The organism is Paenibacillus mucilaginosus 3016 (genome assembly GCF_000250655.1).
Classification (GTDB): domain Bacteria; phylum Bacillota; class Bacilli; order Paenibacillales; family NBRC-103111; genus Paenibacillus_G; species Paenibacillus_G mucilaginosus.
In genome coordinates, this window is the sequence record NC_016935.1 from 8665319 (window position 1) to 8684925 (window position 19607).

17 protein-coding genes, 2 pseudogenes and 1 riboswitch are annotated in these 19607 nt (G+C 60.1%); of the genes and pseudogenes, 7 read left to right on the forward strand and 12 right to left on the reverse strand.

What is annotated here, in order from left to right:
- Positions 1–292 precede the first annotated feature (292 nt).
- Positions 293–916 (forward strand): TVP38/TMEM64 family protein, encoded by a 624-nt coding sequence (locus PM3016_RS36320; RefSeq protein ID WP_014372755.1) that lies wholly within the window; start codon positions 293–295, stop codon positions 914–916.
- A 396-nt stretch (positions 917–1312) separates the two neighbouring features.
- Here the strand turns inward: PM3016_RS36320 and PM3016_RS36325 are convergent, their stop codons facing one another.
- From PM3016_RS36325 to PM3016_RS36340, 4 genes are all read right to left on the reverse strand, one after another.
- Positions 1313–1927, reverse strand: coding sequence for a TVP38/TMEM64 family protein (locus PM3016_RS36325; protein ID WP_014372756.1), 615 nt, complete (start codon positions 1925–1927; stop codon positions 1313–1315).
- Between the two features lie 18 nt (positions 1928–1945).
- The gene (locus PM3016_RS36330; RefSeq protein ID WP_013921530.1) at positions 1946–2377 is read right to left on the reverse strand and encodes a threonine/serine exporter family protein; all 432 of its coding nucleotides are present in this window, start codon (positions 2375–2377) and stop codon (positions 1946–1948) included.
- Entirely contained in the window at positions 2377–3156 is a 780-nt protein-coding gene (locus tag PM3016_RS36335) for a threonine/serine exporter family protein (RefSeq protein ID WP_014372757.1), read from the reverse strand. Before PM3016_RS36335 ends, PM3016_RS36330 begins: the two co-directional genes overlap by 1 nt.
- 115 nt (positions 3157–3271) lie before the next feature.
- A complete protein-coding gene (locus PM3016_RS36340; protein ID WP_014372758.1) occupies positions 3272–4615 on the reverse strand; it encodes an FAD-dependent oxidoreductase in 1344 nt (447 codons plus the stop codon).
- Positions 4616–4881: 266 nt separating this feature from the next.
- On the opposite strand from PM3016_RS36340, the gene PM3016_RS36345 reads away from it, so the two are divergent.
- Positions 4882–6444 (forward strand): S1C family serine protease, encoded by a 1563-nt coding sequence (locus PM3016_RS36345; RefSeq protein ID WP_014372759.1) that lies wholly within the window; start codon positions 4882–4884, stop codon positions 6442–6444.
- A gap of 156 nt (positions 6445–6600) precedes the next feature.
- On the opposite strand, the gene PM3016_RS36350 is transcribed toward PM3016_RS36345, so the two are convergent.
- A complete protein-coding gene (locus tag PM3016_RS36350; RefSeq protein ID WP_014372760.1) occupies positions 6601–7146 on the reverse strand; it encodes an AAA family ATPase in 546 nt (181 codons plus the stop codon).
- A gap of 79 nt (positions 7147–7225) precedes the next feature.
- On the reverse strand, positions 7226–7573 hold the full coding sequence (locus tag PM3016_RS36355) for an MGMT family protein (RefSeq protein ID WP_187297992.1): 348 nt from the start codon (positions 7571–7573) through the stop codon (positions 7226–7228).
- Between the two features lie 275 nt (positions 7574–7848).
- On the opposite strand from PM3016_RS36355, the gene PM3016_RS37790 reads away from it, so the two are divergent.
- Both PM3016_RS37790 and PM3016_RS36360 read left to right on the forward strand, forming a co-directional pair.
- The gene (locus PM3016_RS37790; RefSeq protein ID WP_014372762.1) at positions 7849–8022 is read left to right on the forward strand and encodes a CsbD family protein; all 174 of its coding nucleotides are present in this window, start codon (positions 7849–7851) and stop codon (positions 8020–8022) included.
- Positions 8023–8295: 273 nt separating this feature from the next.
- Positions 8296–9357 carry a copper amine oxidase N-terminal domain-containing protein gene (locus PM3016_RS36360; protein WP_013921538.1) on the forward strand — a complete coding sequence of 354 codons (1062 nt, stop codon included), beginning with the start codon at positions 8296–8298 and terminating at the stop codon, positions 9355–9357.
- A 235-nt stretch (positions 9358–9592) separates the two neighbouring features.
- Here PM3016_RS36360 and PM3016_RS36365 read toward each other — a convergent pair whose 3' ends face one another.
- The 3 genes and pseudogenes from PM3016_RS36365 to PM3016_RS36375 form a co-directional block, all read right to left on the reverse strand.
- The gene (locus PM3016_RS36365) at positions 9593–10096 is read right to left on the reverse strand and encodes a class I SAM-dependent methyltransferase (protein ID WP_014372763.1); all 504 of its coding nucleotides are present in this window, start codon (positions 10094–10096) and stop codon (positions 9593–9595) included.
- A gap of 48 nt (positions 10097–10144) precedes the next feature.
- A pseudogene (locus PM3016_RS36370) lies at positions 10145–11592 on the reverse strand (DEAD/DEAH box helicase).
- Complete coding sequence (locus PM3016_RS36375) at positions 11589–12020, reverse strand: winged helix-turn-helix transcriptional regulator (RefSeq protein WP_013921541.1); 432 nt, start codon at positions 12018–12020, stop codon at positions 11589–11591. Before PM3016_RS36375 ends, PM3016_RS36370 begins: the two are co-directional and overlap by 4 nt.
- A gap of 151 nt (positions 12021–12171) precedes the next feature.
- Between PM3016_RS36375 and PM3016_RS36380 the strand changes: the two genes are divergently transcribed.
- Together PM3016_RS36380 and PM3016_RS36385 are read left to right on the forward strand one after the other, a co-directional pair.
- Positions 12172–13395 (forward strand): MFS transporter, encoded by a 1224-nt coding sequence (locus PM3016_RS36380; RefSeq protein ID WP_014372764.1) that lies wholly within the window; start codon positions 12172–12174, stop codon positions 13393–13395.
- Between the two features lie 120 nt (positions 13396–13515).
- Positions 13516–14357 (forward strand): annotated as a pseudogene (locus tag PM3016_RS36385) (aldo/keto reductase).
- A gap of 118 nt (positions 14358–14475) precedes the next feature.
- Here the strand turns inward: PM3016_RS36385 and PM3016_RS36390 are convergent.
- Together PM3016_RS36390 and PM3016_RS36395 are read right to left on the reverse strand one after the other, a co-directional pair.
- Positions 14476–15789, reverse strand: a complete 1314-nt coding sequence (locus PM3016_RS36390) for a nucleobase:cation symporter-2 family protein (RefSeq protein WP_013921544.1) — start codon at positions 15787–15789, stop codon at positions 14476–14478.
- 12 nt (positions 15790–15801) lie between these two features.
- Positions 15802–16398, reverse strand: coding sequence for a xanthine phosphoribosyltransferase (locus PM3016_RS36395; RefSeq protein WP_013921545.1), 597 nt, complete (start codon positions 16396–16398; stop codon positions 15802–15804).
- A gap of 168 nt (positions 16399–16566) precedes the next feature.
- Positions 16567–16670, reverse strand: a riboswitch (purine riboswitch).
- A 225-nt stretch (positions 16671–16895) separates the two neighbouring features.
- On the opposite strand from PM3016_RS36395, the gene PM3016_RS36400 reads away from it, so the two are divergent.
- Positions 16896–18389, forward strand: coding sequence for a peptide MFS transporter (locus PM3016_RS36400; RefSeq protein ID WP_013921547.1), 1494 nt, complete (start codon positions 16896–16898; stop codon positions 18387–18389).
- An 88-nt stretch (positions 18390–18477) separates the two neighbouring features.
- On the opposite strand, the gene rlmN is transcribed toward PM3016_RS36400, so the two are convergent.
- Complete coding sequence (gene rlmN / locus PM3016_RS36405) at positions 18478–19563, reverse strand: dual-specificity RNA methyltransferase RlmN (protein ID WP_013921548.1); 1086 nt, start codon at positions 19561–19563, stop codon at positions 18478–18480.
- Positions 19564–19607 lie beyond the last annotated feature (44 nt).

Below are 19607 nucleotides of genomic sequence, written 5' to 3' on the forward strand. Positions count from 1 at the left end.
TTACCTCACATGAATGTCCCTCATTCTAGTAGATAACTAACCAAGTGTCAATATTATTTACACAATAGCTAGGGTTGACCGCACATCTACCTCCCCATCTTTTCCATATGGTGGGTCCATACCATACAAGTGTAAAAGAAAGCGCTTCATCAAGCAACCCTTTCCTTTTCGCTATGTTATCTGCCCCCTGTCTCTTTCGTCACAGCCTCCCTCCGGCCTGTTATGTTATAATGCGGTCGACCTGGGGATAGTAGGACGGATATCCTCTATTCCGCTTTGGAGGCCTGATCCCATGAACCGCATTACAATCCTGCTGATCCTCGCCATCGCCATTTCGCTGTGGCTCCTGAACCACCATTATTTTCACTTCACTCCCCAAGGGGTCCGGAATGCCATTCTCGGCTTCGGTGTCTGGGCTCCCCTGGTCTATATCGCGGTCTATACGGTAAGGCCGCTCTTCTTCTTTCCGGCAACGGTCCTCTGTCTCGCCGGCGGACTCGCCTTCGGTCCCTTATGGGGAACGGTCTATACGATCCTCGGCTTCACCGGGGATTCCATCCTCGTGTTCCTGCTGGCCCGCCGCTATGGGACCCGGTTCCTCCGCGCTCCCGAGGGGAACATCCGGCAGTGGCAGGAGCGCCTCGCCAGACGGGGCTTTCTGACAGTCGCTTCTCTGCGGCTCATTCCCATCGTTCCGTTCGACGTCATTTCCTTTGCCGCCGGGCTCTCGCCGATCCGCTTCCTGCCCTATCTTGCCGGCACGGTGCTTGGGACCATCCCCGTCACGTTCGCCTACAGCTTCCTTGGCGACCGGCTGTCCCACGGCGTCAGTCCGGCCCTGCTTCCGGCCCTCCTGCTCGTGCTCGTGCTGGGCGTGATCCCGGTCTGGTGGGCACGCCGGCGGACGGCCAGGTAATACAGATACAAGGTTCCGCCTCCCGGCGGATGAACGCTCTTCTCAACACAGTCCACGGGCCGCCTGCAGCAGCGCCATGATCTTCTATGTACAAATTCAAGGGGCTCTGCAAAAGCCCCTTATTTTTTTACCCATCCCTTACCGAAGCGACCCACATCCAAAACTCCCATATTGTTGTTCCCCGGGGAACAATTTCCTGCAGGATCAAAGAATCCGCCGGCAGCCTAAGCCCGCCGATCCCGCTTCCTCCTGCCGCCCTGAGTACATGCAGCACAAAGAAGACTGCCCGATGCCGGTTAACGGCTTCAAGCAGCCTGAAGATCGAGAGCAGGTCTTACCGGAGAGGGAGTTTATCGTACACATTGCTCTCTGCCGGCTTCCCTTTTGCCCTGAACATTAGACCGTTCTGTGCTTCCACAGCTTGTATAGAGCAAGCACCATACCCAAGAAAATCACATACACGCCGAGCGTCACGAAAATCTGCTTCGGGTCACCGGCAAGATGGTCGCCCACCAGCGCGAACAGCAGCATGGCCGGCAGCTTGCCGAGCGCGGAAGCTGCGGCGTAGGCGGCGAAGGAGATCCGGCTTAAGCCCGAATATACATTGACGACGATAGACGGGACGAAGGGAATCATCCTTGCAAAAAGTACCGCCAGGAAAGCATTCTTCTCGAAGTATGCCGTCAGCCTGGCCAGCCCGCCCTGTCCCTGCAGCAGTCTTGACCCCCATTCGCGGTACCCGTAACGGACGAACAGGAACATGATCAGGGAGGCCAGCGTCGATCCCGCCCAGGTCACCGCCCCGCCCATCACAGGTCCGAAGGCGGCGCCGATCACACCCCCGACTACCGGATAGGGCAGAACCGGGAACAGCGCGATCAGGGCGGCCATACCGGTCACCAGCAGGGGATTGCTCTCCTGCTTCAGCCAGGCCAGGATACTGTCGCCATAGAAGTAGAACAGACCCGCCGCACCCAGGTAGATGAGGGCCAATCCCCACGTTTTGAACATTGGACGAGGCTCCCTTCCCTACCCGCGCCGGAACCGGCGGATGAGGTGATTGATGACTTCCGAGAACACGAGTCCGATCGCGATAGCCCCCGACATCATGAAAGCTTTGGCAGCAAGCGGCACCGCCAGATCGTAGTGGTTCTGCACGGCATTGCGCATCGCATCATAAGCCAGCCCGCCCGGGACGAGCGGAATGATGCCCGATACGCTGAAGACGATCACCGGCGTCTTGTAGATCTTCGCGAACACCTGCGAGATCACCGCCACGAAGCAGGACGCCAGCAGGGTGGCCACCACGGGGTCTACAGCCACTTCCAAGAAAGCAAGATAGAGCGCCCAGCCCAGCATCCCGACGAACCCGCCCTGGAGCAGGGTGCCTTTGGGCACGTTGAAGAGAATGGCGAAGGCGGCCGTCGCGATGAAGCTGGTAATCAGCTGTTCGATGAGCATCACAGGCCTCCCTCCCCCGCGAAGAAGGCGAAGACGAACGCAATCCCCGCGCCGATCGCAAAGGCGGTCAGGAATGCTTCCGCCCCCTTGGATAGGCCCGATACGAAGTGGCCGGCCATGAGATCCCGGACGGCATTGGTGATGAGCAGCCCGGGAACGAGCGGCATCACCGAGCCGATGATGATCTTGTCGAGATCCTGCCCGAGCCCCAGCCTCAGCATGAGGAAGGCCAGCGTCCCGATGAGCAGCGAGGACAGGAATTCCGCAAAAAACTTGATCGGCACGAGCCGGTGAAAGTAGAGCAGGAACGCAAGGCCCGCCCCGCCGGTCAAGAGGGCCGGGATGAAGTCATGCCACGATCCCCCGAACATGATCAGGAAGCAGGCGCTGGCAATCGCCGCCGCCGCAATCTTGACCCCGACGGGATATCTCGGCTGCGCCGCTTCGATCTCCTGGAGCTCGCGGTACGCTTCGGCCGGGGACATCTCGCCGCTGCTGATCCGCCGGGAGACGGCGTTGACGTCCGTCACCTTACGCAGGTCGGTCGAGCGTTCCGAGATCCGCACGAGCCGGGTCGTCTGGCCCGGCCCTTCGACCGAGAAGATGATCCCGGTCGGCGTCACGAAGCTGTGGGCGTTCGGCAGCCCGAAGGCATCGGCGATGCGGGTCATCGTATCCTCGACCCGGTACGTTTCCCCGCCGTTCTCCAGCATGATTTTGCCGGCCAGCAGACAAACCTGCACGACCTCGTAGGCGGGATTCGATTGTGATTGCTCCATGGGGTTCTCCTAGCTGCACCCGAAGCCTTGTTCGGCATCCGGGGGTTGTCCGTAGTTGGTTTCCAAAAAGTATAGTATAAGGGGGAGCGCCATTTCAAGGCCGCTCCCCCTTCCCTCACCTCAGCAGCCTGAGCAGCACCGAGGGATGAAAAAACACGCTCTGGGCATGCGTCAGATTCATGGCCTGCACCAGCCGCGTATACACGAGTTCATCCCTCGCCGACGTCCGGTAGATCCTCGTCGTCAGCCACTGCTTCAGCCGGAGGCCCGGCGGCCGGTCACCCGGGATCGCCGGGTGCCGGAACGCTTCCGTCAGCGCGGCCTCCCAAGGATAATCCGTCAACTTGACGAGCCCCCGGTAATAGATCCGGTGCAGCGTATCGAGCCCGCTGCCGTTCGCAAGAGCAGCGAGCTCCCGCTGCAGCAGCTCCGCTTCCATCGCCGCCACGGACATTCCCTGGCCGTAGATCGGATCAAACCGGCAGTAGGCGTCTCCGAGCATCACGAGCCGGCCGGGCAGGCCTGCGATGCGATCCGGACGCCGCCGCTGCTGTGCCGGAAACCGGTAGGTCCGGATCTCGCCGAGGGGCTCCGCCTCCCGGATATAGTCGTAGATATGCGGCTGGGGAAGGGACTGCGCCAGCTTCAGGAACGCTTCCTCGGTTGCAGCCGGTTCGCCGAGGTAGGTTCCCAGCGTTACACCGACCTTGCCGCCCTCAAAAGACAGGATCGCTCCGAAGCTCGGCAGCTCGGGAAGCTGGGCCGAGACCAGCAGGTTCTTCCACGAGCGTCCCTTATCCTCGGGCCTGCCCTCGTAATACCGGGTCGCATAGCTGAGACCGATCCGGACCGATTCGGTGGTATGAGGTGCTGGCTCCCTGCCGGTCAGCCACTGCAGGGTCTGCGATCCGGCTCCGCCGGCATCGACGAAGAAGTCGGCGGAGAGCTCCTCCGTCCCTCCCCGGCTTTCCCGCAGCTTTACGGCGCTGACGTGATGGCCTCCCGGGGACAAGACCAGTCCCTCGACGATGGTGCCGTACCTGACGGCCACGTTCCCGTACTCGCCAAGCCGCCTGCGGAGGTGCCACTCCAGGAAAGGCCGGGTCTGCTGCAGGTTTTTCAGGCCGCCGCGGAACCGCCGCTTCCACTCCCCGAAATGAAACCACTCCATATCTTCCGTAAAATCCGTCTCGACGCTGCCGTCCGCCACCAGCTCCCCGGTGAACCCGGGGAACAGCCGGTCGAGCACCTGCTGCCCGCTCATGAGCAGCAGATGCGAATGATGCCCCTGCGGCACCCGCTTGCGCGGCAGCTTGCCTTCCGGCCGCTGGTCCGCCTCCAGCACGATCACCTCGCCGAAGGTCTCCGAGAGCACCCTTGCCGCCAGCATGCCGGCTACACTTCCGCCAATGACGACCGCCCTGCGGCCCAGCTGCCTCGGCACAACCGATTGCTCCATCACGCACACTTCCTCCATCTCTCTCCGGTTACCCTGAATATGAATATATTACCAGCAAGTTCCTTGTGCTTCTACAATCTAAAGCACTTTTAAGGCTTGGCGGCTTGACCGTTCCTTTTATTAAATCTGGGTCATCCCGTTCTATTGCGGCAAAAGCCTAATACAATCGTGGGGTAATGGATATTTTGGCGTATAGGCCCGCCTGCCGGCGGATAACGGATGTGAAGGCCTCCGGCGGCGGCCTTCCTAAGGAGGAACATGAAGGAATGGTGGATCAACGCAGTATTGGGTTGACCCGGCAGCGGGTCTGTGTGCGGCTTCTGCTGGTCTTCCTCTTGACGGCAGTGCTGCTGCTTCCCGCGGGACGCTGGACGGTGCAGGCCGAGTCTGCAGCCGTGATGGACCCCAGAGTCCTGGCCGATACGAACAAGCCCGGCGTCGTGATGATCGCCACACTGTACAAAGCCAGCATCTCGGTACCCGAGGTCTATATGTCCCAGGAGGCCCTGCAGGGGCTTCAGAAGAAGCTTGCAGGGGATATCCTGAGCGGGGCGGTCGCGAACAACCCGAACGCGATCATCGATGCCCTGCTGCTCGAGCTGTTCAAGGACCCCCTGAAGTATCTCGTGCCTACCGATACGTTCACTTCCCGGGAAGTGCAGACGGGCTCGGTCGGCACCGGCTTCATCGTCACGCCCGACGGATATATCGTCACGAACGCCCACGTGGTCTACACCCCGGAGGAGACGCTGAAGGTGGCCCTGATCGAAACCGGGCTCAAGGAGCTCATCGACAAGGACGTAACGGATTTCCTGAATGACGTCAAAGCGAATAACTATAAGCCTTCGGAAGAAATCCTGAACGGCCTCCGCAAGGCCGCCGCCCAGTTCTACGTCAACTATGCCCAGCTGAGCCATGTGCAGACCCAGATCTATACGGAGATGGGCGTGGCCATTCCCGGCATCCAGGTGATGCAGAAGGGATTCCCCAGCGAGCTTAAGCGCCGGGGCGAGCCGACACCCGGCAAGGACGTGGCGATCCTCAAGATCGACAAGACGAACCTGCCAACGGTGACGATCGGCGACGACACCGGGCTTCGGACCGGAGACAAAATCTATGTTGTCGGCTACCCGGGAGCAGCGACCTTCAACCCGATGCTCGCTACGGAGAGCGTCGTGGAGTCCACCCTGACCTCGGGTCTGGTCAGCGCGCGCAAGACGATGCCCGGCGGCTGGGACATTCTGCAGGTGGATGCCGCCATGAGCGGAGGCAACAGCGGCGGACCTGTGTTTAATGAGAGCGGCGAGGTCATCGGTATCGCCACCTTCGGCAGCATCAATACCGGGAGCGGCACCGAGGTGCAGGGGATGAATTTTGCGATCCCGATCAGCATCGCGAAGCAGTTCCTGAACGAGAGCAACATTACGCCGTCGGAGAGCCAGCTGACCAAGATCTACAAGGAAGGACTGTCCCTCTACAACAGCCGCAAGTACAGCAAGGCGCTGGAGAAATTCAGGGAGGTCAATGAGCTGAACCCCGGCTATCCCTATATCCAGAATTTCATCTCGGAGTCTCGCCTGGCAATCAACAACAATCAGGATGAGTCGGGGCTGTCCCTGACCGTGATCCTCTGGATCGCCGGCGGGGTGGTGGTCCTTGCCCTGCTGATCATCCTGATCTTGTTCGTACGGCGCAAATACAGCTTTACCGTGGCCCGTAAGCCCGCGGACAGTCCCCCTCCCCCTTCGGCTGAGGGACAGCCGCCGGGCTCCGGACCCGAAGCCCCCGGGGAGCCGGAAGCTTCCCCCGGCAGCAGGCCGAAGGAGTAACCGGATCGCAGACGGCAGTCCCCCAAGAACCCTCTCCTTCCGGGAGAGAGTTCTTGGGGGCTTCCGGCCCGGTCTCCCGTTCCCCGGACAGACTACTGCACCGGATAACGCCAAAAAGCCTCTCCATCCCTATGGAGAGGCTGGGGTACCACCGTTTCACCCGATGCGTCCTTCGTCCCACACCCGCTTCAACAGCTCGTCAGCTGTCTCCTCCGGTGTCCAGGGGGAGGAATCGAGCCACAGCCCGATCCTCGGGGTTTCGTCCCGCAGTACGCCGTCGAGCGCCGCCGGCGTCCAGAGGCCGTAGCCCTTTTTGCTCCGGGCCGCCTCCCGCTGTTCCACAGCTTCCACACTCGGGCACAGCACGGCCAGGTAGAGCGGCCTGCTGCGGATATAGGACAAGAACTCGGGAAGCACCCGGCCCACAGCCACATCCTGCACGATGACGGTGAAGCCAGCTTCGAAGTAAGTATCCGCCGCCTGGGCGGCGAGCCGGTAGCGCAGACGCAGCTGCTCCAGCCCGTCTCCGGCGTCGTCCGGGCGGACCTCCCTGCGGTCCTGCACGATCATACGGCGGAATAGATCTCCCCGCAGGTGCACAGACCGGGTGAACCGCTCCGCAAGCAGCTGGGCTACGGTGGACTTGCCGCTGGCCATGATGCCCGTGACAAGCAGAATCCCGGGCCGATCGATAAGCTTCATTCTTCCCGCCTCCTCCCTCAAACTATAGATCTTCCTCCAGTTTAGCTACCCGTTTCCGTTCCCCATAGGGCGAAGATCCTTATAAGAAGAACTCGCCGGGATCATGCCGGTACCGTTCCAGGTCGATACGCCCGTCCGCCCCTGCTTCCACTCCTTCGCCCGCCAGGTACAGGATCTGCTTCTCCCGCGACTCCTCATCGCGGAGGGCAATCTCCCCGCTCGCATTGACGACCCTGTGCCAGGGGAGCTGATGAGTGCGGCTCATGGCATGCAGGATGCGCACAACCTGTCTGGCCCCCCGCGGACTTCCGGCGGCGGCCGCAATCTGGCCGTAGGTCATCACGGAGCCTTCCGGGATGCTCTTGATGATGCTGATCACCCGCTCAGTATAAGGTGTCACCGGTACTTCCCCCTTTTTCACCTTCATGCCGGTTTCTTGATATGCCGGTCTTGTCACTATATCTCCAGTGTAGCATACAGCTGGGACAGCAGCCCGGGAGACTGATCCTGACGGGAATTGCGTCACGGTCGGAGGGAACGGACTCCTGATCTTCTTCCTGCTGCACCTGCATCCCCCCAATGGAGAGGGTGGCCTGATCGAACGTATAACCTGCGGGTAACCGGCAGTTGACGGCCCTGTACGTTTGGGAGCTCCCTCCGCCGGGTAATAAGAAGTAACCTTACCCCAAGGAGATGATACCCATGAACAGCAGTCAAGGACTCAGCGACAAGATCAAAGGCGCAGTCTCCAAAGTGAAGGGCGAAGTCAAAGACCAGATCGGCAACGCGAAGAACGATGCCTCCCTTCAAGCGGAAGGCAAGATGGACAAGCTCAAGGGCGAAGTCCAGCAGGGCATCGGCAAGCTGAAAGAGTAGACGAATACGGTTAACGGCACCCCGGCCTTAGGCTGGGGTGTTTTATTGTATAGAGAGGCCGGCACATCCGCATACCGCTGAGGACATGGCCGGAGATCCTGGCGTTAGCTATTTCCCGCGCCTCCAGCATTACCCCGTTTCCCTCTGTATCCCCAGTTCCATATTCTGGACAGACATGTTCGTGTCGTTTCCTGCAACATAATGCCGAATCCGCCCGTCTAGGGAGGTGAAATACAGATCAGCATTTCCTATTACAGCATGAGAGGAAGAACGATGATGAACTCCAGAAAGAACGCATCGATGAAAAAAAGCCTGGCCCTTCTTACCCTGTCCACCGCCCTGATGGCGACGGGAGCCGCACACGCTTCGACCGGCAGCACGCCCCAGCCGACAGCCGCCGTGTCCGTTCCGGAAGCAGCTGCCGCCCCGTTCTTGATTAAGATCAACGGAGAGACGCTTGTCGAAACCGGCTACCAGGTGCCCGGTTCCTCCGAGCCGATGATTCCGCTGCGCAGCACGGCCGAGAAGCTCGGCTATGCGCTCGAGTGGAAGCAGGAGACCCTCTCGGTCGATCTGCAGAAGGGAAATCTTTTTACAACCGTAAAGACCGGTGAAGACCAATACGTCATCAACCGGATGTACACCACGCTTGGCGCGGCACCGGCTCTCGTCGACAACAAGCTGTATGTGCCTGCCTCCTTCGTAAGCAAGGTGCTCCATACGGAGGCGTCCGTGCAAGGCCAGGCGGTTGTCATCACTCCGGAGGCGGAAGCGCAGAAGAACGTGGTGACGACAGGCGTCGTTACGGCCGTGACTTACAAAGAAGATCACCGTTCCCTGCAAATTCAAGGGACAGGCACCAACGGCACGGTGCTCCATATCAGCGAGGAGACGGTACTCGAGAAGAAGGACGGCGCTAAGCTGGGCTTCTCCGATCTGCACATCGGCATGACCGTGGAAGTCGAGCACCCGAATCGGATGACGCTCAGCCTGCCGCCGCAGACCTCCGCCTACCGGATCACAGTGCTTGATGCCGAGAAAGGGACGGACCTGCTGGCTACAGCCGGTGAAATCCAGGAAGTGCGCAGCGGGGATTCTAAGGACGACTTCTCCGTAGTGCTCAAAGGTACCGGATTGACCGACCGCTCGCAGACGGAGATCGTGCTCCGGGTCGGCGCAGAAACACCGGTCGTGAACCTGAAGGGCGAGAAGGTTCCGGCAAGCACGCTGGTGAAAGGCACTAAGATCATCGGTGTCTACGGTCCGGTGATGACGAAGAGCCTGCCTCCGATCGGCACCGCATGGAAGATCGTCGTGGATGCTTCGGCCGAATAGTTTATCGCTTGATCCAAATGCACCGCCTCTGCTCCAAAACACGAAGAAGACCTTTCCTCCAACTGGGGGAGAGGTCTTCTTTACTTGCGCCGCCTGCGGGCATGGAAGGTGCCGGAGCCGCGTCTATTGTCATACCTTTGCCGCTGAACCGTACTCCTATGCACCCTCACGGTACCGCGTAGACATAAATCTTCGTGCGGTGCAGGTCCCCGCAGGTGACGACCCGCTCAGCCTGTCACCCCGGCAGGGCAAAGTAGATGCTGACAATGCGTGCCCCGGGCCGCATCCGGTTCCGGAATATGCCGCTGAGCCGCTGCATCGCGCCCGGGAACAGGTAGCAGACGACGAGGTCGGCCTCCTCATAAGGATACCGGTACAGGTCGCCGCGGAGGAAGGCGATGCGGCCTTGACCGGCTGCCCCATAAACTCCGGGCTGCAGCCGGCAGAGCAGGGCTCCCGCGGCCCGGGAGAACCCGTACGGGATCGGCGAATTCTCGATCCCGACGAGCTGCCGGACCGGGCACTCCCTCGCCAGCTGCAGCACGAGCTGGCCCCAGCCCGAGCCTGCTTCCACGATGCGGAGGTGCTCCGGGTACCGGCTCACTTCCCGTACCACCGCATCCCGGACCACGGCGGACGAAGGCATGGGCGTAATGCCGTTCCTCCAGCTCACCCAGACGATCGACAACGCAGCGAGCAGCACCGCGCCGACCAGCACCACCGACAAAGCATCCGTCACGCGGATCGTCCCCTCCCCGTTTCATCTACCTCTCCATGACGCTTCGCCCTACCTCTTTTTGACCGCTTCGTGCACCTTCAGCTGCTTTCCCTTGACCGTCATCGTCTTCATCGCCTCAATAACCATCGGCCCTTTGCCGTTGAGAATATCTACGTACGACACATTGTCGAGGATGTTGATGATCCCAATGTCGCCCGCCGTCATTCCATCAATCTTGGTCAGCGTGCCGACAAGATCGACGGTCCGGATTTTCTTCTTCTTGCCGCCGCTGAAATACAGCTGCATGATATCCCGGTCGACCAGGCCCTTCTTCTCCTGCTTGGGAGCGGGCTTCAACTTCATCTTGGCCTCGAAGGCGTCTCGGGAGGCCTCCACTTCCTCTGCCGAAGGAGCCTCCCTCCGGCGGATCTGCTGCCCGAGATATTCCTCAATCGTACGCAGAGCGTGCTCATCCTCCGGTGTCACGAACGATATCGCGATCCCTTCCCTGCCCGCCCGGCCCGTTCTTCCGGTCCGGTGCACATAGCTCTCTTTGTCCAGGGGCAGATCATAGTTGATCACGTGCGTAATGTTGTCGATATCAATGCCCCTGGCCGCCACATCGGTCGCTGCCAGGATGCGGAACTCCCCCCGCCGGAACGCATGCATTACCGCGAAGCGGTCGTCCTGTTCCATGCCCCCGTGAATCTTGCCGCAGGAATAGCCAAGACCGTCCAGCTGATCGAAGACGCCATCCACCCCTGCCTGCGTCCGGCAGAAGAGAATGCAGGCATCCGGGTTCTCCGTCACCAGGACGTCCTGCAGAAGCTTAGGTTTCTCTCCCTCCGCTGCGAGGAACAACGAATGGTCAATCCCCGCCGTCGTCCGTCCTGCCGATGCGATCTCGATATCTACCGGATTCACCATATACCGGTGACACAGCTCCTCCACGCCCTTCGGAAGCGTAGCTGAGAACAGCATCGTAACGCGGTCCTCCGGCAGTTCGCGCAGGATCGCCTCCACCTGCTCAATGAATCCCATGCTCAGCATTTCATCGGCCTCGTCCAGGACCAGCATACTCACCCGCTCGAGATTGAGAGTACTTTTTCGATATGATCCATCACACGCCCCGGTGTGCCTACGACGATATGAACCTTCTGCATGAGCTCGGTCTTCTGCTTGGCAAAAGGCTGCTTGCCATAGAGCGCCGTCACCCGAATCCGCTTGAAGCGGCCGATGTTCGTGAGATCCTCCTTCACCTGGTCGGCCAGCTCGCGTGTAGGCGTCAGCACCAGCGCCTGCGGCCGGTTCTCCTCCCAGCGGACGCGCTCGCAGATCGGAATGCCGTAGGCGGCCGTCTTGCCGCTTCCCGTACGGGACTTTACGGTGATGTCCTTCCCCTGCAGGGCAGCAGGGATGACCTCCCTCTGCACCTCCGTCGGCTCCTTATAGCCGAGCGTATCGAGCGCGCGGAGGATCTCTTCACTTAAGCCGTACTCCCTGAAATCCGCTGTCATCCTACCGGCTCCCTTTCTTCTGATGCAGGCGGCAGTACGCCTTCCATCGACTTGTGGTTCAGGATATTGTCTTCGAGCACCGTGAACTTGTCCCCGTATTCCCGGATGATATGCCTCTCGCCCCAGGCACAGAGGGAGTCCAGAATATGCCTCAGGCTCCACCCGTACTCGCTCAGCTCGTACTCGACCTTCGGCGGCACCTGATTGTAGCTGATCCGGTTGACAATGCCGTCGTCCTCCAGCTCCCGGAGCTGCTGGGTCAGCATCTTCTGCGTAATGCCGGGCATGAGACGCTTCAGATCGCTTGTCCGCTTCTTCCCGTGCGTCAGGTGGCAGAGGATCACGCATTTCCACTTGCCCCCGATGACTTCCAGGGTAGCCTCCACCGAGATATTGTACTTTTTGCCGCTCTTCTCTTGGGTTGTCATGCTCCATCCCTCCTGATCTATATGGGTACTTTTTAGTACCTATAGTACTTCGCAGTACCTATAGTACTTCAAGGTACGTACTGTTCATATCCGTCAGAGTACTTCATAATACCACTTACCGGCCGGTGATTACCATATAGGAGTGAGAAACATGTCCCTGGATTCCAAAAGAAGCACCCTCGCGCTGCTGGCGCTCGCCGTCAGCGCCTTTGCGATCGGAACAACCGAGTTTATCAGTGTGGGCCTGCTGCCCCTTATCGCTGAAGACCTGCACATATCCCTGACGACGGCGGGGCTGACCGTCACGCTGTATGCGCTCGGCGTCACGCTGGGCGCCCCCATCCTGACGTCACTGGCGTCCCGGGTCTCCCGCAAGACCCTGCTGATCTGGATCATGATCGTCTTCGTGGCGGGCAACAGCCTGGCCGCGATGGCCGGAGGGATCGCCCTCCTGCTGACCGCACGGGTCGTATCGGCCTTCGCCCACGGGGTCTTCATGTCGATCGGCTCCACGATCGCGGCGGATCTCGTGCCGGAGAACCGCCGGGCCAGCGCCATCTCGATCATGTTCTCCGGACTCACGATCGCCACGGTCACTGGCGTTCCCCTCGGTACGCTGATCGGTCAGCAGTGGGGCTGGCGGTCCGCCTTCATCGCCATTGCGGCCGTAGGCCTTCTCGCGCTCGTCGCCAACCTGCTGCTCGTTCCTTCCGCGCTGCGGCAGGGCAAGCCTACCCGGCTCTCGGATCAGCTTCCGTTGGTCCGAAACGGCCGTCTGCTGCTCGCCTTCGCGATGACCGCCCTCGGGTACGGCGGCACCTTCGTCGTGTTCACGTACCTGTCGCCGCTGCTGCACGAGATCACCGGCTTCCGGGAAAGCACGGTGGCCGCCATCCTGCTCCTCTACGGCATCGCGATCGCCATCGGCAACGTTGTGGGCGGGAAAGCGGCCAACCGGCAGCCCCTTACCGCCTTGTTCTACATGTTTGCCCTGCAGGCGGTAGTGCTCTTCGTCCTGTTCTTCACGGCGCCATTCCAGGCGGCCGGGCTGGTCACACTCTTCTGCCTCGGGCTGCTCGCTTTCATGAATGTCCCCGGCCTGCAGGTATATGTCGTCACCCTCGCCGAGCGCTTCGCCCCGCGGGCGGTCGATGTCGCTTCGGCCGTGAATATCGCCGCCTTCAATGCGGGCATCGCCATCGGGGCTTACCTGGGAGGCATCGTAGCCGACACGATCGGCCTGATTCATACGACCTGGGTCGGCGCCCTCATGGTGCTCGGTGCAGTACTGCTCACCGCCTGGAGCCGGTCGCTTGAGCGCCGGGATCACTCTGGGCAGGAACACGCTGAGGCGGGAAGCATTCCCGTCCGCTGACCCGGCCCTGAGCTTGCTCCGGCAGGGGCTTGTGCTTCATTCCGGCCCCAGCGGCCAACCGGCTTTTTGCACACCAACCCTTATTCTTCTATCATCCATTACTCAGGAGGTTTCCATTCCATGACTGCATTCATTCATCCCACCACTACCCTGAATAACGGGGTAACCATGCCGGTGCTTGGCCTCGGCGTCTTCCAGGTCGAGGAAGGCCAGGAGCTCGTACAGGCCGTCAAGACGGCCATCCGGCAGGGCTACCGGAGCATCGACACGGCGGCCATCTACGGCAACGAGGCCAGCGTCGGGCAGGGCATCCGCGAAGCCCTGCAGGAAGGCGGCCTCTCCCGGGAGGATCTCTTCGTTACCTCCAAGGTGTGGAATGCCGACCTCGGCTATGAATCCACCCTGGCCGCCTATGAGGCGAGCCTCGCCAAGCTCGGTCTGGAGTACCTCGACCTCTACCTCATCCACTGGCCTGTGGCCGGCAAATACAAAGAAGCGTGGAGGGCCCTCGAGACCCTCTACAAGGAAGGCCGGGTCCGGGCGATCGGCGTCAGCAACTTCCAGATTCACCACCTCGAGGACATCCTGCGGGATGCCGAAGTGAAGCCGATGGTGAACCAGGTCGAGTTCCATCCGCGGCTCACCCAACAGGAGCTGCTGAAGTTCTGCTGCGAGCAGGGCATCCAGCTTGAAGCCTGGTCCCCACTCATGCAGGGCGGGCTGCTGGAAGATCCGGTGCTGAAGGAGATCGCGGCGAAGCATGGCGTCTCCGTCGCTCAGGTGATCCTGCGCTGGGACCTGCAGCAGGGCGTCGTGACGATCCCGAAGTCGACCAAGGCGCACCGGATCGCCGAGAACGCCGATCTCTTCGGCTTCGAGCTGACCGCCGGAGAGATGGAGCGCATCAGCGGCCTGAACAAGAACCAGCGGATCGGCCCGACCCGGACAACTTCGACTTCTAATCCGCCCTGCTGATCAGAAATTGATCCGTAAACAAGAAAGAGACCTTCCATCAGCCCTATGGAAGGTCTCTTTCTTGTGTTATGGCGCGCTAGCCGGCTCCGCGGCGTCGCTGCTGCCCTACGCATGCTGCGCCGCGGAGCCGGCTTCCGCCTGTGACTCGGCGGCCGGGGCTTCCCCTGTTCCCGAGAGGAACAGGTTGAGCACGATCGCCGTCAGGGAGCCGGACACGATGCCGCTCTGCAGCAGCATCTTCGCGAAGCCCGGCAGCTGGTCGAACATCTGCGGCAGCGTAGCCGAACCGAGTCCGACCGCGATGCTGCAGGCCGCAATCAGCAGATTGCTGTCCTTGCGCAGGTCGACTGCCGACAGGATCGAGATCCCGGAAGCCGCGACCGAGCCGAACATGACGATCATCGCGCCGCCCAGCACGGCACTGGGAATCACCGTGGTCAGAGCCGCCAGCTTCGGCAGCAGACCCAGCACCACCATGATCCCGCCCGCGGCGAAGATCACATCCCGCGACTTCACGCGGGTCAGCGAGATGAGCCCGACGTTCTGGGAGAACGCCGTATACGGGAACGCGTTGAAGATCCCGCCTAGCATGATTGCCACGCCTTCGGAGCGCAGGCCGTTCACGATCTGGCCCTTCTCGACCTTCTGGTCCGTTGCCTTCCCCACCGCAAAATAAACGCCGGTGGATTCGACCATACTGACGATATTCACCAGTATCATCGTGATAACCGCCGTAATGCTGATCTGCGGCACGCCGAAGTAGAACGGCTGGGCGATGCTCACCCAGGAAGCCTGTCCGACCGACGCAAAATTCACGATGCCCATCGCGTAGCCCGCTGCCGTGCCTGCCGCCAAGCCGACGAGCACGGAGATCGAACGCAGGAACCCGGTTGCGAAGCGGTTCACGAGGAGGATGACAACCAGCGTGCCGAAGGCCAGCAGCAGATTGCGAGGTGCACCGAAGTCCGGAGCTCCCTGCCCGCCGGCGGCATTGTTCATCGCCACCGGAATCAGCGAGAGGCCGATGATCGTGACGACCGACCCGGTGACAACCGTCGGGAAGAACTTCAGCAGCTTGCCGTAGAGCGGCGCCGCCAGGACGACGAATAAGCCGGACAGGATGATGGCTCCATAGGCGGTTGCAAGATTCGAGGTCGAGGCAATCGCAATGATCGGCCCTACCGCCGTGAAGGTACATCCGAGGATGACCGGCAGCCGGCTGCCGAACCATTGGGTCCCCATGACCTGCAGAATGGTAGCCAGACCGCAGGTGAAGAGATCGGCCGCGATCAGATAAGCCATCTGTTCGCCGGTCAGCTTGAGGGCCCCGCCGACGATCAGAGGCACGACCACCGCACCCGCATACATCGCGAGCACGTGCTGGAAGCCGAGGGTGAACACTTTTTGTCTGCTTAACATGAGGTACGCTCCTTAGGATGGTTGATATACGGTCTCGTTCCCGATGAAGTGCACCTCGCCCGGCGCCATCGACGCGATCCGGGCCAGCGAGTGGATCTCCACGCCCTTGTTCTCCAGCAGGCTTCGTCCCTCCTGGAAACTCTTCTCGATGACGCAGCCCACACCGGCCAGCTTCGCGCCGGAAGCTCTGACGATGTCGACCAGGCCGACAAGCGCAGCGCCGGTCGCCAGGAAGTCGTCCACGATCAGGACGTGGTCCGCGGGGCCCAGGTATTTCTGCGAGACGCTGATTTGGTACGTTTCCTGCCGGGTAAACGAATGAACAGGTGCCGTATACACGCTCTCCGAGAGCGTAACGGCTTTCTTCTTCTTGGCATAGACGAACGGTACGCCGAGAGCAATGCCCGCCGCCATCGCGAACTGGATGCCGCTGGCTTCAATCGTCAGCACCTTGGTGATCCCCCTGCCGGCGAAGATACGGCCGAATTCCCTGCCGATCTCCAGGGCAAGCGCCGTATCGACTTGATGGTTCAGGAAGGAATCCACCTTGAGGACCGTATCGGACAGGATCAGGCCTTCTTGGCGTATGCGTTCTTCCAGTAATTTCATGGGGTAAGCTCTCCTTCTCTGTGCAAAATCAAAAAAGACAGATCTCCTTGAGCATGTTTCTCTCAAGTGAAATCTGTCCCGGGGCGCTAATAACCTCATGGTGCCGATACATATTCGTACGCATCGTTATGCGAACGTCATCCCTCATGGGGAGGGACGGACACGGCCACCGCTGCGACTTTCACTCATAGTCGGATGATTGCATTGGTCATCCGGTAGAAACTTATGGGCCATATCCCCAAAATTATACGAGTCTTATGAAGTTATTTGTTTATATTACACGGTCTGTCCATGGGTTTCAATAGCAATTTTGTAGAAAAATATTCCTTCCCCCCTCTGCCTATAATTAACCAATGGATAACTATGCGTTAGGGGAATACTGACAAAATAATAAGAATAGTAAGATAATTCAATAATGATTGACAACCATTTACATAACCTTTTTGACAATGGAAATGCCAAAGTCGTATGATATTAATAGAACAGGAGGGAACACCATGAAAGGTTCAGATAAACAAAGCATCATCGCAAGCGTGCCTCAGCAGGGGTTCTTCGGGCATCCCAAGGGTCTGTTCACGCTCTTCTTCACCGAATTCTGGGAGCGGTTCTCCTACTACGGCATGAGGGCGATCCTCGTGTTCTATATGTATTATGAGGTGTCCAAAGGCGGCCTTGGCATGGACGAGGGCACTGCTCTGGCGATTATGTCGATCTATGGCTCGCTTGTCTATATGTCAGGTATCATCGGCGGCTGGCTGGCCGACCGGATCTTCGGCACGTCCAAGGCCGTATTCTACGGCGGGATTCTGATCATGCTCGGGCACATTCTATTAGCAATACCTGGAAGCGCTGCCATTTTGTTCGTCTCAATGGCCCTGATCGTACTCGGGACAGGACTGCTTAAGCCCAACGTCTCCAGCATCGTCGGTGAGATCTACAGCGAAGGCGATCACCGCCGCGACGCCGGCTTCAGTATTTTTTATATGGGCATCAACCTCGGCGGCTTCCTCGCTCCGCTCATTGTAGGTACGCTCGGAATGAAGTATAACTTCCATCTGGGCTTCGGTCTCGCTGCCGTCGGGATGCTGCTCGGACTCACCGTCTTCATCCTGACCAAGAAGCGCAATCTCGGGCTGGCCGGCACATTCGTCGCGAACCCGCTCACTCCTGAGGAGAAGCGAAGCGCGTTCACCCGGCTGGGGCTTGGTGCGCTGATCGCTGCCATTCTCGTCGCGGTCGCCATTCCTTCGGGCCTGCTCACATTCCGCAGCTTCATTGCGCTTGTAGGGCTTCTCGGGATCCTCATCCCGACGCTCTATTTCATCGTGATGTACCGCAGTCCCAAAACGACCGCCGTGGAGCGCTCCCGCATTCTCGCTTACATTCCGCTCTTCATCGCCTCCGTCATGTTCTGGGCGATCCAGGAGCAGGGCTCGACGATTCTCGCGAACTATGCGGATAAGCGGACGCAGCTTGACTTCGCAGGACTGCACATCTCGCCGGCCTGGTTCCAGTCGCTGAACCCGCTGTTCATCATTCTCTTCGCCCCGGTCTTCGCTTGGCTGTGGGTAAAGCTGGGCGACCGCCAGCCGACGATCCCCCGGAAGTTCTCGCTGGGCCTGCTGTTCGCCGGCCTGTCGTTCCTGGTGATCCTGCTGCCGGCCTACTTCGGCGGAAGTGATGCGCTCGTGAACCCGCTGTGGCTCGTGCTGAGCTACTTCATCGTCGTTGTCGGGGAACTATGTCTCTCACCGGTCGGTCTCTCGGCTACCACCAAGCTGGCCCCTGCCGCGTTCTCCGCACAGACCATGAGCCTGTGGTTCCTCTCCAACGCCGCGGCGCAGGCCATCAACGCGCAGATCGTCAAGTTCTATACGCCGGAGACCGAGATGGTCTACTTCGGCGTCATCGGAGGAGCTTCCATCCTCCTCGGCATCCTGCTGTTCCTGCTCTCGGGCCGAATTCAAGGCTTCATGAAGGGTGTCAAATAAGCATTTGCCGCTGACACAGCAATCCCCCTGACCGGATAACCCGGCGGGGGGATTTTTGTTCTTATTAGCTATGCTGTTCCTGTGCCGTTCAGCTTAAGGCCGATTCAGCCGCCGGCCGATCTTCCTTGAGCTGCTTGCTCCGCAGCTGGCCGCAGGCGGCATCGATGTCCGTCCCGTGCTCGAGACGAACGCTGCAGCTCAGCCCCTGCTTTTTGAGCGTATCGTAGAACGCCCGCACGGATTCCTTCTCCGTCCGCTGGTACTGGCTGTGTTCGTCCACCGGGTTGTAAGGGATCAGGTTCACATTCACGCTCTGCTTGCGGTCCGCCAGCAGCTCCGCCAGCTCCAGCGCATGCTCCGTCCGGTCGTTCACGTCCTTCAGGAGAATATACTCGATGGTCACCCGCTGGTTCGTCTTCGCCCAGTAGTAATCCATCGCCTCCATGAGCTTCTCGATCGGCAGCGCCTTGTTGATCTTCATGATCCGCGAGCGCAGCTCGTTGTTCGGCGCATGCAGGGAGATCGCCAGGTTGACGCGCAGGTTCAGATCCGCGAATTCCTTGATCTTCTGCGTCAGGCCGCTGGTCGACACCGTGATATGCCGGGCGCCGATCGCCAGACCCTTGTGGTCGATGACCACGCCCAGGAAGTCGATCAGGTTCGTGAAGTTATCGAACGGCTCGCCGATGCCCATCACGACGATATGGCTCACCCGCTCGTCGTTCCCTGCCGCATCCAGGTGCAGCTGCACCTTCATGATCTGCTCCACGATCTCGCCGCTCGTCAGATCCCGGCTCTTCGCCAGCAGGCCGCTTGCACAGAAGCTGCAGCCGATGTTGCAGCCCACCTGAGTCGTCACGCAGACCGACAGGCCGAACTTGTGGCGCATGAGCACCGTCTCGATCAGGTTGCCGTCCTGCAGCTGGAACAGGAACTTCACCGTGCCGTCGGCCGACTCCTGCTTCGTATGCTCGTTCATCGTGCGGAAGACGAAGTGCTCCGCGAGCAGCGCGGTACACTCCGGGTGCACATCCGTCATCTCGGCGAAATCCGTCACCCGCCTGCGGTACAGCCAATCCCACACCTGAGCCGCGCGGGACTTCTTATGCCCCCGCTCAACGAGCCATGCGGTCAGCTGCTCCAATGTCAATCCATATATAGATGGTTTCATCATTCGTTGTCCTCTTTTCGGTACGTGGAAGTCTAGTCTACAGGGAC